Source organism: Actinopolyspora mortivallis (assembly GCF_003001495.1).
GTDB classification, from domain to species: Bacteria; Actinomycetota; Actinomycetes; order Mycobacteriales; family Pseudonocardiaceae; genus Actinopolyspora; species Actinopolyspora mortivallis_A.
Map to the genome: position 1 here is coordinate 17,776 of NZ_PVSR01000002.1, position 14,700 is coordinate 32,475.

Annotated in this window: 5 protein-coding genes; all 5 read right to left on the minus strand. The window is 65.4% G+C overall.

Going from position 1 to position 14,700, the window contains the following annotated elements; translation table 11 throughout:
- Positions 1-752: 752 nt before the first annotated feature.
- Positions 753-1,334 carry an SMI1/KNR4 family protein gene (locus CEP50_RS02575; protein ID WP_181188176.1) on the minus strand — a complete coding sequence of 194 codons (582 nt, stop codon included), beginning with the start codon at positions 1,332-1,334 and terminating at the stop codon, positions 753-755.
- A 536-nt stretch (positions 1,335-1,870) separates the two neighbouring features.
- Positions 1,871-2,356 carry a hypothetical protein gene (locus tag CEP50_RS02585; RefSeq protein WP_146134725.1) on the minus strand — a complete coding sequence of 162 codons (486 nt, stop codon included), beginning with the start codon at positions 2,354-2,356 and terminating at the stop codon, positions 1,871-1,873.
- A gap of 178 nt (positions 2,357-2,534) precedes the next feature.
- Positions 2,535-2,726 (minus strand): hypothetical protein, encoded by a 192-nt coding sequence (locus CEP50_RS19755; RefSeq protein ID WP_146134726.1) that lies wholly within the window; start codon positions 2,724-2,726, stop codon positions 2,535-2,537.
- A gap of 474 nt (positions 2,727-3,200) precedes the next feature.
- Positions 3,201-3,770, minus strand: a complete 570-nt coding sequence (locus CEP50_RS02590; protein WP_146134727.1) for an SMI1/KNR4 family protein — start codon at positions 3,768-3,770, stop codon at positions 3,201-3,203.
- Positions 3,771-3,788: 18 nt separating this feature from the next.
- A complete protein-coding gene (locus tag CEP50_RS02595) occupies positions 3,789-14,660 on the minus strand; it encodes a LamG-like jellyroll fold domain-containing protein (RefSeq protein ID WP_106112320.1) in 10,872 nt (3,623 codons plus the stop codon).
- Positions 14,661-14,700: the final 40 nt, after the last annotated feature.

Sequence of the window (14,700 nt, forward strand, 5' to 3'; positions counted from 1 at the left end):
CTGACGAAGAAAATAATCGATCCCTCCAGATGACCTAAAGTAGGAAACAATCTGACCATCGCGTTTCATCCCCATATTTCCTGCACTCATCTCATAGCGGATCAATGTATTATCTCTATCACGTTTACCCTCCTGAGCTCCAGACGGACAGATCTCAGGGAACATGAGATCGGGTCCGCTACATACCTGTCGAAACAGTCCTCGGTATCGTACTCGGGCATGTCGGAAGTACGTGTGAAGGTCCCGTCTTCATCCATCCCGAGAACATGCTTATCGTAATGCTCGTCCGCGCTGTTTTGACCATATGGGGGCCAGTCACAGTTGTCGTTGTGGACGAGTGTTCTCGTCCGTCGAGGTCGACATAGTAGGTGTGGGTGGATCGTTGACGGTGAGACTGTGGGATGCACCGCAACAACCCCAAGGTACAGCTAGCGGCTCAACAGCGGCTCTCCTCAGCCGCACACCCGCTCCGCGAGCTCAGGTCGCACATCGACCCACTCGCCACGCCTCCCCAGAGCGGCGGTTCTCCCATCTCGATCACCAACTCTGCCACACCACCCCGAACATCATCAGTATCGACAGAGACTCCAACCGGCGATCCATCCTCTCACCAATGACCGGCAGCTCCCCCAGCCAACCACCGGCCCAACGAAAAAACACCACACCCCGCCCCGAATCACCCACTACAAGCACCCTACATACACGAACCAAACCACCTCACCGAGCTCCCTCCCATCACACCCGACAAATCCTCACCCAGGGTCAGTATCAGCGAGGTACTGCGCGGTCGTCTTGAACCACGGCTCCTCCCCCGGAAAATTATATGGCATCCACGACTCCCTACGCCGCCCCGCAACAACCTCCTCCAGAAACTCCACCATCGAGCCCTCGAACACACTCCAGTCCATATCCTCATCTCGCGACACCACACACCACTGTTCCGGATCCTCACGTGGCTCCATCAACAAGTAACACACATCATCATCAACCGTATTCGCCCAAGGAAGAATATTCTCCCATTTTTCCTCCAAAATCACCCATTCCGGAACCTCATCCCAAAAATAACGTACCCTCCACATTTCATTACGCCATATTTCCAAGGTTCCCTCGATATTATCCGCGAAGCGATAGATAATCAGGAAATCCTCGATGGTACCTCCACCATATGTATCCATGAACTCCTTGTAGTCACTGGGCAGCCGCACTCCCAGAGACTCCTCCACGACGTTCCAATCCACCGCCCCGGCAGCCTCCTCCGGCGGAGGAAGCAACCGCTTAAGACGACCAACACACGACGACATCTGATTTCTCATGTTGCGGTCCCCATCACTCACCATTACAGGATTTCTTCCAACAGAAACACTTGTCTTGGACGTACGATACCGCCATCGACGAAGTTGCCCCGCAGACATCCCCAAGGATACTGGCCGGGAAACCACGGATCCCAGCACGATGCTGGTTGGGCAGAACCTGATGCCGCCGGGCCGAAGGGGGCGGTTGCGGCCGTTGCCGCGGCTCTCGCGCCGTCCCCACCAGCCTCGGCCCCCTCTCCGTGCCGGACCGCTACACCGTCCACCGCTTACTCCACCGGGAGAGCCCCGTCCGTAGCCGTCGTGATGGCGCTCGAGTGATTGAGAACGTCGAGCACGGCGGCAACGACGGCTTCGGGAAGGTCCTCAGAGAGCAGGTGACCGGCTTCGGGCAACGAATACCCACCGTCCTCCTCCGTTCCCGTCGCCACGGCATCCGAGGTCAACTCCGGCTCCAATGGCCGCCCTCGTCACTCAAGGTCGCTCACCCGCGCTGGTTTGGCGTCAGGATCTCGGCGAGATGCGCGGTCACAGGGGAGGTGACCAGTATCGATCGCTCCTTACTCGCGGGGCACCTTGATGATGCCTTTGTCCTCGTCCTCAACGAGCCATTCATCCGATTCGTGAAAATCGACAATATCACGAATTCTGTTCCGAACATCCCCAGGAAAAGACTTTATCACCTCGTTGAAAGCCTCCGCCGCACCGGCGGGAGACCTGACCAAAGTCAGAATCACATCTCCGCTTTGATCATGCGGAATTCGAGTGAGCTCGTTGGCCGCCAAAATGATCCCTTTCCCGAGATCCGCAGGAGGAAAACGCTCCAGAGCACCATACGCGGATTGATAAGCACCGTAATCGTATTGGACTCTCAACGAAGAAACGATCGCAGCAACCCCCTCCGGACCTTCGTCACCGGTCACGGAATCGGCCAACTCCACGTAGTGGTTCCACCGACGCTCAGCTTCAACCCGCGGAATAGTATCATCCTCATCCTGGACGATGTCGCCGCACTCAACGATCTCAACCTCCCAGTCCACAGACAACTCAAACCAATTTCTCTCTGCATAATGAAGGTTATGCAAGTGCGATGATTAGCAGAGATAGATACAAGAAGCAACGGTCTTTCCCTGAGTACATGACGCTCTTGGTCGAATTCCATAACATCCGGAAAGGCCGTTGCTTTTTATTGCCGCCCTCATCTTCAGCTCATCTACATAAACCTCATTGGATATTTTTATCAAAAAGCACTACATCTTCGTCGAGCAATCCTTCACGGCGAACATGATAAACATCACCAAAAGACCCTAATTCACTGTCCCAAACAGCATGAAACTCTATCCCAGTAAGTCCCACTTCAGCTGCAAACTTCACAAAATCTTCACTGAAAAGAACTTCATGCGGATCCTGCTCCAAGCGGAAAACACACGGAAAAGACGCCGCATCAGAATCGAAAAAATACTTCCGTATCCCTATCACGGAACCAGAAGGATGTACATCTATCTCAGATTTTTCGCGATTTAAGCCCGAAAAAACCTAGTACAATTAAAAGCAAATAATACGTCATGGCCGCAATTCAATTCTAGAAACTCACCACAACGAATCAACTCAGAATAAAGCGAATAATACGCGCGGTCGCGCAGCACTAAAACATCTCCGCTATACCACGGAAAATCAGAATATGCATCGCAAATTTCATCGCCGTCTTCATGAATATACTCCATTTCGAGTGGATACCATAGCCCTGACTGCGACTCCCCATTAAAAGTAAGCAAAGACAAGCTGCCCTTATCCACGGGAGTGATCCACTCGAATCCTTCAGGAGGCATCGGGCGGTATATCCGTACCACATCTCCTCCTCAATTCGATCCGCCAGCGCGTAAACTACCTTTAATCCGTGGAATCCGCTCGGCCCGGATCGGTATCAGCGAGGTACTGCGCGGTCGTCTTGAACCACGGCTCCTCCCCCGGAAAATCACGCGGCATCCACAGTTCCCGACGCCGCCCCGCAACAACCTCCTCCAGAAACTCCACCATCGAGCCCTCGAACACACTCCAGTCCATATCCCGCGTCCGCGTGACCACCCACCACCGATCAGGCTCCTGCCTCGGCTCCATCCACAGATAACAAAAATCACCATCGATCGTGAGAGCCCACGGAAGCAAATTCACACTCCCCTGATCAATCACATACCCCCGCGGCACCTCATCCGGGAACTGACGCAAGTCCCACATCTCATCCTCCCACCACTCGATGAGACCTTCAACATGAGGAGGAACCATCAGGCATAGGATGAAGTAATCCAGTATCGTACCTCCGCCATACACCTCCGCGAACTCCTTGTAGTCACTCGGCAGACGCACTCCCAGAGACTCCTCCACGACGTTCCAATCCACAGCCCCGGCAGCCTCCTCCGGCGGAGGAAGCAACCGCTTAAGACGACCAACACACGACAACATCAGCGTTCTCCTCACTCTTCATGGAAGACGATTGAGTACTGTCACAGGAGGAAGCACCGTATTCCCAGACGCGTCACGAGCCATCATGGTAACACCCTCCGGCATACCATTGCTTCCCTTGTACACAGGTCTGACTCTGTAGACCACCGGCCCGACACCAGACCGAACCGCGTTCCCAATCTGACGCTCATACCTCCGCATGACAGAATTATTTACAGGCCTTTGGTATAGCGTCGTTAAATTTTCTGGAATATCCCCGCTTCCCCCAAGTTTGTTCGCCAGAAGATGACCACGGGCATGGCCGTAACCGCCATCTCTTCGCGGATTTCCGTCAATAAATCCTGGGGGGTTAATGCGTTGATTAGCCTTGGAACCCTCACTGTCGGGCAGCATCCCTTTGCTGACTCGTGCGGTCATGCCGGTAGCTCGGTTCTCGCTGTCGAGATCACCGTACCGAACCCGACCACCGTCGGGCCAGCACTGTTGATTCACGTTGTGGACGAGTGCTTCTCGTCCGTCGAGATCGACGTAGTAGGTGTGGGAGTCATCGACGGTGAGGTTGTGCACCCGCTGCAGCGCCGTCCAGGTACGGATCCCGGTGACCAGCAGCTGCTCACCCTCGGCCGTACGCACCCGATCCCCGGCCCTCAGGTCGGCCGCATCGACCCACTCGTCCCGGTCCGGCACCCAGAACGGATGCTCAGCCGTGGCCGTGACCGACTCGGTGTCCCCGCCACGGTCACCATCGACATCCACGGTCACCTCGACCAGACGCTTCTGCCCCTCACCAGTGATCGTGGCCGTCACCCGCTTGGCCTCGGTCTCCCCCGTCTCCGGGTCCGTGGCCAACACCCGATCGCCGAGCTCGACCTCCTCGATCACCTCACGCGAACCATCGGCCAGCACCACCTCGGTGCCCGGCACGAAACTGTTCGGGGTGCACTTGCCCCCGGAACCGGACGAACCCGGCAACGGGGCCGAACCACCATCGGGCAGGTCGGTCTTGGAACCCGGACGGGAAGCGCCACCGCGTCGGCTCAGTCCGCCCACGGCCCCCAGCACGTCCGGCACGAACCCGGCCGACTCCTCCCCGGAGGAGTCCCCGGAAGCCGCGTCGGCGGCCAGCACCCCCAGATCCACCGGATCCTGGGTGTCCAGCTCGTCCAGTCGACGCCGCACGCTGTCCGAAATGGTCTTCGACGGATCCGGACGCGAATGCCGCGTCAACGCGTCGTCCCGAACCCGTTGCCGCCGTGCGGCGCGACGCGCCGCCTCCCGGGCCGCCTGCCGAGCGCGGTTGATCGCCGCCCGCGAGACCGTCCCGCCCACGGACGAACCGGCGTTGACCACGGCCGCGCGGCCACCGGTACGCACCACGCTCTTACCGACACCACGGCCCGACTTCCCGCGCGTCCGGGACTTCTTGCCGCCGCCCTTCGACTTCTTCCCGCCTCCGCGGGAGACCTTCGAGCGCGACGGCACGTCATCGGCGGCCTTACCGGCCTTTCTACCCCGACGCCAGGTCTTGTATCCCTTGTAGGCGGTCTTGACCCCCTTGGCGATCTTGCCGAACGGCGTGAAGTTCGCCGCCGTCCAGGCACACCCCGCCCAGGAGCCGTTGAGGCACCGCTTGGCGTCGTTGTAACCGGACAGCTCCTTCGCGGCGTTCCACACCTCACCCCAGAAGTAACCCTGCGGGTCCACCCTGGTCAGTGGGTTACCACCGGCGTAGGCGTACCGGTTGGCGTCGGTGGTGCTCGTCGGATCCAGATCCGCCGTGTCCCGCGAGGTGAACGTGCCGGTACTCGGCCGGTACCAGCGGGCACCCATGTTCACCTTGCCGCTGTCGGAGTCGGTGAACTGCCCCTGGAAACCCAGGTCGGGCTGGCTGCCCTGCCGCCGGCTCACCTCACCGAACGGCGAGAAGGAACGCCAGCCGCTCACCGAGCCGTCGGCGGGCGAGACCGTGCCCACCAGGTCGGTGTGCTGGTTGGTCACCGCGATCCCCGCCGAGTCGCCCTCGGCGACCCCGAGAGCTCCCCCGTCCGGGGTGTAGGAGTACTCGCTTCGCCCGTCCGAGGCCACCATCAGCGAGTCACCCACGTAGGACAGCGAACGCTGCCCGGCGGTGACCAGCCGGTTCAACGCGTCGTACTCGTAGGACTTGCCGCCGTCGGCGGTCATCTCCCCGTAGGCGTTGAACCGCACGTCGGTGGTGGTCCCGCCCGTGGTGCGGGCGGTCACCGTCCCGCGCGGCGAGTACTCGAACTCGGTGTCGCCCCGGGACAGCAGCCGGTTGCGCTCGTCGAACACGGCCTGCTCGCCACCGGCCGAGACCAGGTTCCCGGCGTCGTCCCAGGAGTACTCGGTGAGCTCGGCACCGTTGTCCCAGGAGGTGATCCTGCCCGCCGCGTCGTAGGTGTAGTGCGAGGTCGTCGTCTCCGAAGGCGTCGAGCTCTTCCGGGTGACCAGCCGGTCCTCGACGTCGTAGGTGTAGGACAACTCCGCGGTGACCGAACCGTCCGCGCCCCGGAAGACGTCCGAGGACAACCGGCCCAGCTCGTCGTAACCGTACTCACGGCGGATCCCCTGGCTGCCGTAGTCCACGCTGCTGCGTCGACCGGCCTCGTCGTAGCCGTAGGAGGCGGTGATGCCGGTCAACGGATCCCGGGCCGTGGCCAGCCTGCCCGCCGCGTCGTAGCCGAACACCGTCTCGCCCGCGGCGGTGGTGCTGGACTCGATCCTGCCCTCGTCGTCGTAGGAGAAGCTCGACTCCCCCGACGGCCCCGAGGTCGCGACCAGGTTGCCCCGGTCGTCGTAGGAGAAGGTGTTGGTGTGGCCCGACACCGAGGCCGAGGTCATCCGCCCGGCCCTGTCGTACTCGAACGTGCGGTCCGGGGTGGAGCCCTCCGCACCGGAGCCGCTCTCGCCGACGAGGTTGCCCAGCGCGTCGTAGGACTTGCTGACGGTCACCCCGCCCGGCTGGATCTCCCGCTTCACCCGGCCCAGCGCGTCGTAGACGGTGGTGTAGGTGCGGTCGGCGGCCTCCGGGAACCGCTCGGTGGCCGGTTCGATCGTGGACTCGGCCATGTTCCACGCGTTGACGGTGAACACGGTGGCGTTGCCGTTGCCGTCGGTGGCGCGGGTGACGTTGCCCGCCGCGTCGTAGCCGTAGGAGGTGGTGATCTCCTCACCCTCGGAGACCGGGCGGGTGACCGAGCGCAGCCGGTTCAGCGCGTCGAAGGAGCGGGTGGTGCTCGCCCCGTGCGCGTCGGTGCTGCGGACCAGGTTGCCCGCCCGGTCGTAGCCGAAGCTCCTGGTGCGGACCTGCTCACCGGAAGCGTTCAGGTCCGAGGTGGAGACCATCCGGCCCGCGAGGTCGTACTCGTAGGTGGTGGTCACCCCGGACGGCTCGGTGACCGAGACCGGCTTGCCCTGGGCGTTGTACTCGGTGGTGGTCGTGTTGCCCGCCGGGTCGGTCATGCTCAGCGGGTTGCCGAGATCGTCGTGCTCGTAGGTGGTGGTCAACCCGGTGGGAGTGGTGACCGAGGCGGGATTGCCCAGCTCGTCGTAGGTGAACCTGGTGGTCAGGTTCCTGGTCGGCTGCGGCACGCGCTCCACCACCGTGGAGGTGATCCTCCTGCCGAGCTTGTCGTAGGTGTGGTGCCGCTCGGCACCGGTCACGTCGGTGACCGACAGCCGCTCCCCCAACGGGTCGTAGGTGGCGCTCCACACCCCACCCTCGGTCTCGCCCTGCCGGGCGGGCTGGGTGCGCCGCACCAGGTTGCCCAGCTCGTCGTAGGCGAACTCGGTGGTGTTGCCCAGGGCGTCGGTGCGGCTGGTCATCCGCCCCGCCGCGTCATAGGACATCCGCGTGGTGGCGGTGATCGGCTCGCTCGCCCCCGGCGGGGTGTAGTCCGGTTGGGTGAGCGAAACCGGTCGTCCGGCCTTGTCGTAGCGGCGGCTGGTGACATTGCCGTTCGGGTCGCGCCGCCGCACCACCTCGCCGAAGGTGTTGTACCCGATGGTGGTGACCGGCCTGGCCCGCTCGGCGGGATTGCCTTCCGACTCCACCTGGACGGGCGGTTCCGTCACGGTGACACGTCTGCCGAGCGCGTCGTACTCGTACTCGGTGGTGAACGCGGCCGGGTCGGCGCCCTGCGCGGTGCCGCGCGGGTCCACCGTGGAGGTCACCAGGCCGCGCTGGTCCCGGTTGCTCTTGGAAACCAGGGTTTCCTCGCCCGTGTGGACGGTGTGCGAGACACGCCGCCCCATCGGGTCGTAGGAGTTCTCCGCGTGCCGCGTGATCTCGCCCCGCGGATTCCGCTCGACGATCTCCAACGGGTTCCCGACCGGGTCGTAGGAGGTTTCCGTGGAGCGCAGCACCCGGTCGCCCTCCCGGTCGGTGCTGCGGACGGCGCGACCGGCCGGGTCGTACTCGGTGGAGGTGCTGTAGCGCCCGTCGCCGCGTACCACCAACGACTCGGATCCGTCGCCCAGGTACTCGTAGCGGCGCAGCAGCAGATCCCGGGTCTCGCCCGTCTCGGGGTCCTCGTAGTCCAGCAGCCGTTTGGTGGCCACCTTGTCGTCGGCGTAGTAGGTGTAGGCGGTGGTGCGCCCCATCGCGTCGGTGACCCGGGCCAGCCTGCCGGCCGGGTCGTAGGCGCGGGACTCCAGAACCACGTCGTGCGGCTCGGAGCCGTCGCCGGTGAAGTCGCTGACCGTGATGGTGGCCAGCTGGTGCCGCGCCTTCGTGTAGGTGTAGGTGTACTCGGTGCCCACCGGGGTGAGCCGCCGCACCACCTTGCCGAAGGCGTCGTACTCGGTGCGGGTCACACCTCCCTCGGGATCGGTCACCTCCAGCAGACGCCCCCGGTTGTCGTAGGCGTAGCCGGTGGTGCGGGCCGGATCGGTGCCCAGCACGTCGTCCACGGTGGTCTCGGCGACACTGCCGTCGCCGTTGTAGGTGTGCCGCACCCGGCGCTGGTGCCGCTCGCCGGTGACCGCGTTCTCGGTGGCGGGGCCGACCTTCTCCACCAGGCGGGAGGCCCCGTCGTAGGAGAACGTGGTGGTCAGCCCGTCCGGCTCGCTGTCCGAGATCTGGGTTTCGGCGGTCTTGCGCCCCAGCCCGTCGTAGGAGTACTCGGTGACCAGCCCCGCCGGGTCGGTGACCCGGGCGAGATCACCGGAACTGGTGTAGGTGTAGCTGGTGGTGTTGCCCGCCGGGTCGGTCTCCGAGGCCAGCAGCCCCGGTGGCTGGGTGCCCCCGTCCGGGGCCGGTTCGTCCCCGGTGGTGTAGCTCCTGGTCGTGGTGCGTTCGGCCCCACCCGTGTTCCCCGGCTCGGAGGTCGAGGTCAGCTTGCCGTCGGCCGTGTAGGAGTAGGTGGTCAGGTACCGGTCGTCGGAACCCGACTCCGAACGCGCGTCACGGAACTCGGTGACCCGGTTGTTCCGCGGATCGAGCGGATCGTCCGGGTTGCGGTAGTAGGAGCGGTAGCTGGTGTGGCAGGCCTCGGTTCCCGAGGTGCGGCATTCGGTGCGGGACAACCGATTGCCGTACTCGTCGTTGACGATCCGGGTGGTGTTCCCGTTGGCGTCGGTGATGCGGTTGACGAAACCGCCGGTGTCGTAGCCGAACACCTTGGTCGCGCCGTCCGCGTTGGTCACCGAGACGGTCCGGCCGCCGGAGTTCGGGTCGTAGGTGTAGGTACGCACCCCCTCCGCCGGTCCGGTGACGCGCACGGCGGTGGCCGCGTTCTTCGCCGAGTAGTGGTCGGCCACGCTCGCGCTGTCCAGGGGCCGGTGGTAGAAGGCCACCTCTCCGATGGAGCCGTCGAAGTGGCTCCAGACCTCACCGGACTCGGCCGGCCAGGACCGGCCCTTCATCTGTCCGACGCCGACGAAGTCGAAGCGGTCCAGGTTGTACAGGGTGCCCTGCTGCGAACCGACCAGCTCCCCGTCCAGGTAGAGCTTCTGGCCGTCCCCCTCGCCGGAGAGCACGACGTGGTGCCACTGCCCGTCGTTGACGACGCCGTCGGTGGTGATGCCCTCGGTCTTCTCGTTCCAGAAGTGCCCGTAGAGCTTGCCGTCGGTGCCCACGTACAGCACCGGCATCGCCCCACCGGAGGGGTTCTCGTCACCGGGCACGTCGTTGCCCGTGGCGTAGAGCACCCCGCCCTCCGAGCTGGAGGTGCGGAACCACATCTCCACGGCCAGGCGAGTGCGTCCCCGGGCCTGGCTGTTCGGCAGTCGCACGTAGGAGGAGGTTCCGTCGAACCCACCGGCCGAAGAACCGCGCATCGGCGGCTCCACGTTCCGGGTGACCCCGTGGTAGGAGGCCTCGCTCAGCGCGTGCGCCGAGTCGGCGTGGGTACTCTCCGCCGGGTCGTCGAAGGTCCACAGCGTGTGGACGTTCTCCTCACGCAGCGCGGAACGGTACTCGGCGGCGTTTCCGGCCTCGTGGTGCTGCCGCGCGTCGGAGCCCGAGACACCGTAGGGATAGAGGGCGACCCTGCTGATCTCCCCCTCGAAGTAGCCCCAGGTACCGCTGGGCGCGGCGGGCCAGTCCAGGCCGTTCAGCAGTCCGGTGCCGACATAGCCGTACGGGTCGATGTTGCGGATCCCGCCGCTCAGCGTGTCGACGGCGCTGCCGTCCAGGTACAGCGTCTGCGTGTTCCTGCTGCCGGACAGCAGCACGTGGTGCCACTGGCCGTCGTTGACCGCTGCCGAGGACACCGCCCCCGAGGTCTCGTTGTTCCAGAAGTGGCCGTGCAGTTTGCCGTCGGTGCCCACGTACAGCACCGGCATCGCCCCACCGGAGGGGTTCTCGTCACCGGGACGGTTGTTTCCGGTGGAGAACAGCACACCACCGTCCTGGCTGGAGGTGCGGAACCACATCTCCACCGACAGCCGCTTTCTGCCGGTGAGCGTGTTGTCCGGCAGCCGGACGTAGCTGCTCGTGCCGTCGAAGGAGCGGGCCCCGCTGTCCGGGAACGGCCCGGCCGTGCGCCGTGTCGCGTGGTACTCGGCGCGGCGCAGAGCGGGATCGCTGCCCGCCACGGCCCCCTCGGACTCGTCCAGCCGCCAGAACGCGTCGGGGCGGGAGTCGGTGACCGTCTCCCCGTAGCGGAAACCGTCTCCCTCGGAGGTGGGGCTCGACACCTGCCACGTCCCCCCGTCCGAGTCGGTGTACTCCGTCACCCGCGCGGTGGCCGGGTCGTAGGAGACCTCCGCCGCGTAACTGCCTCCCGGACGGCGGATGGAGGTCAGCTGGTCGGTGGCCGCGCGTGCCGCGTGGTGCTCGGCCACGACCTTGCTGCCGACCGGGTGGTGGTACAGCGCCACCTCGGCGATGTCGCCGTCGAAGTAGTCCCAGGTGGAGGAGGGAGCGGCGGGCCAGCCCCGCCCGTTGAACCACCCGGCCCCGACCTGGTTGTACGGGTCGATGTTGGCGATCCGGCCGCTCTGGGTGCCGACCTCGGCACCGTCCAGGTACAGCGTCTGCGTGTCCCGGGCGCCGGACAGCACCACGTGGTGCCACTGGCCGTCGTTGACCGCCTCCGAGCTGGCGATGCCGTCGACCTTGCCGTTCCAGAAGTGCCCGTAGAGCTTGCCGTCGGTGCCCACGTACAGCACCGGCATCGCCCCGTCGGAGGGATCCGAGGCCCCGGGCCGGTCGTAGCCGGTGGAGAACAGCATCTCACCGTCGGAACCGCTGGTTCTGAACCACAGCTCGACCGCCAGGTACTGCGAGTTGCGGACCAGGTCGTCCGGCAGCCGCACGTGGCTGGAGCTGCCGTTGAAGCCGGAGGCGGTGGTCGAAGCGCCGGACACCGGGCCGGGACGGCCCCGGGTCAGGTCGACCGAGGTCGCCTCCTTGGAGGCCCAGTGGCCCGGCACCTCGCTGTGCACGGCGTCGCCGGACTGTTCGGACAGCCGCCAGTAGGCCCGCGGGTTGGCGTCCAGGGTGACCGCGCGGTAGTGCGAACTCTCGGTGTAGGTGTAGTTGTCGCAGGCTCCCGTCGGGTCGCACACCCTGGTGAGCCGGTCACCGTCGTAGTGGTAGTACCAGGTCAGCTCGGGTTCCGGAGCGGTGGTGACCTCGGTGACGTGCCCGTCGGACCAGGTGAACCTCAGTGAGCGCCCCGAGGTGACGTCGGTGACCTCGCTCAGCCGCCCGGAGGTGTAGGACAGCCGCTGCTGCCGTCCGGCCGCGTCCACCACGCCGGTGAGTCGGCCGCCGGCGTCGAACTCGTAGCGGAAACCGTTCTTGGTGCGCAGCGTCCAGCCGTCGGTGTCGGTGCGCACCAGGGTGGCCGTGCGTCCGGCCGGGGTGGCGTAGCCTCCGCCCGGTTTCAGCCCGTACCGGGCCTGCTGTCCCGAGGGGAAGGTCACCACCACGCTGCCGGAACCGTCCTCGTCCGGAACGACCTGCGCGTCCCACCGCGTGGACCAGCCCGCCCCGAAGGTGAGTTCCCCTCGGGGGTCGAGGCTGTTGTAGGAGCGCCTCACCGCCAGCTCGGGGCCGACGGCGGCCACCTCCGCGTCCGTCTCGACCTGGGCGAAGTTGCCCACCCCGGGGTCCACATTGCCGCCGACCTCGTCTCCGGTGGACAGATGGCTGGTCACGGGGGGTTGGGCGACCCGCGTGGACAGGTAGGAGCCCTGGGTCCACGGGCTGTTGACCTCTCCGTCGCCGACGCGGCCGTACCAGACGTAGTTCTCGCCCCAGGTGAGTTCGCCCTCCGGGACCGACCACACCGGCGAGTCCTGCCAGCCGGACCCGAAGCAGTCCTCACCCGAGCCCTGGCCGGGTCCCGAGCAGACCTTGAAACGGTAGCGGAGCCCGTCCCCGGGGTGCTCGTCCTGGTCGTGTCCGCTCAGGGCGAGGGTGGGGGTGAGCACCGCCGCGTTGTAGTCGCTCGGCGGCGACATCGAGTCCACCACCGGCGGCTGGTTGGGCACGGTGAACCTCACCGGTGCCGACATCGGCACCCCGTCCCAGGAGAACCGGGTGGTGCCGTAGTGGTCCATGTCCCAGCGCAGCGTGTAGTCGCCCGGCGGCAGACTCTTGATCCGCGCCTCGAAGGTCGCGCTCTGACCCGGAGCGACCTTCCTCGGCAGCTCCGTCCACGTGGTGGAGCCGGCGGGGAGCTCGTTGCCCTGTCCGTCCCAGAGGCGGTAGCCGAGTTTGTAGCTGTTGTCCGGTGTCCAGGTGTCCCGGCCCCGGTTGGTCACCGTGACCCGCATGGCACCGTCGTCGGTGGTGGTGACCACCGGGCTCATGCTGCCGAGCTCGTACTCGGCCCAGTAGGGGGTGTAGGTGATCTCCAGGTAGGGCGGGTTCGCCGAGGCGGCGCTGGCGAACTTCTTCCAGCCCCGGGAGTCGGTCTCCGAGGCCTTGACCGCGAGACCGTGGTTGGCTTGGCCGTGGGTCCAGCCGTGCACCAGCTTCCGGCCCGCATCACCCAGCGGGATGTCCACCCACTGTGACCCGCAGCTGTCGTTGTAGCCGTAGGCGAAGCTCTTGCGGGCGATCTCCCCGCCGACCGCCGGGCCGGGGTAGCTCTTGTTGCCGCTGACCGACCAGGGTTCGGTGATCGGATGCACGGTCACCGGTCTGGGGTCGCAGGAGTACGACCAGGTCTCGAACATCCGCAGCCGCGCGCCGAGGACGTAGTTGCCCGCCAGTTCGGAACTGACCGAGTCGAACTTCAGGAAGGCGGCAGCCTTGTTGGTCCCGCCGTTGTAGGTGCCGACGCTGAGGTTCGGCTCACCCGAGTAGTCGCTGGTGTACGGCGACTGGACATAGGTGGTGCCGTCGGCGTCCTTGCCGACCACGCTCGGGTCCACCTTCACCGGAAAGACCCGTTCCGGTGCGGACAGCCACTGCTCGTCCAGACTGACCCGCAGCACCGGCTGCTCGGAGGTTCCGGCGAGCTCGTAGGTCACCCCGTCGGAACGGGTGCCTTCCCCCGATCTGGGGTGCACGTCGGAGTCCACCATGTAGCCGGGCGGGATGACGTGGCGCACCTCGCCGGAGGAATCCTCCAGCAGCACCGCGCCCTCGTGCAGCCGGGGAGTCAGTCCCCCGATGTTCATGGGGAACTCCCAGGTGGTGGGGGCCTCGGCCGAGTGCAGCACGAGGGTCTCCTTGATCCCCACCGGTGTGGCCCGCAGTTCCAGGTCGGACTCGGGCCGGATCGCCGGGTAGGTGGCCGCGTTGTCCGAGACCTCGGCGGTCACCTCCGCCGCCCGGGAAACCCCGAAACCCAGCGTCGTTCCGTCGGGCATTCCCAGCGAAGCGATCTCGGAGGAGTCGGCGGCCTCGGCGAAGATCGTGGTCTGCGAGTCGTTACGGGTGCGCCAGGTGTCCCCGTCGCGTTCCAGGCTCAGGTCGACCGGCCGCAGTTCCCCGTCGGAGGTTTCGGCGAACTTCCGGCTCTGGTAGACGCGCAGTGTTCTGGTGCCGTCGGCGTTGGCGAAGGTCTGGGTCTTCGCGGAACGCTGGCTTCTGAGCTCGCGGCTGGTCTCCGGGTCGAACCCCTCGGTCGAGGCGGACGGCGGCCGCCCCACCCGCACCTGGGTTCTCTCCGGAAGCTGCTGCTCGAGCTCCGGGGCCGGGGGGCGTTCCTCCGAGGGCAGCCCCTCGGCGGGCGGGGCGTTGTGGGACTGACCACCGGGGTCGGACTCGGTGGTGGCCTCACCGGGCACCCGATGGGACCTGCCCGCGGCCGTGCCCTGCTCCTGCTGAGGGATCTCGCCCTCGGCCGCGGCCGAGGGCAGCCACGGCGGCACGTTCACCAGACCGGTGAGCACCGCCGTGGCCAACAGCAGCACTCCGATCCGGGCCGACAGCGAGCTACGGCCGTCCGGCTCGTCCTGGGTCATCGACGTTCCTCACCAACCACGGGACGCCCGCGCGGCACCC

What these genes read in the sequence shown, in the direction of transcription:
- CEP50_RS02590 (WP_146134727.1), bottom strand. Translation starts at nt 3,770, where the DNA reads ATGTTGTCGTGTGTTGGTCGTCTTAAGCGGTTGCTTCCTCCGCCGGAG.
- CEP50_RS02595 (WP_106112320.1), bottom strand. Translation starts at nt 14,660, where the DNA reads ATGACCCAGGACGAGCCGGACGGCCGTAGCTCGCTGTCGGCCCGGATC.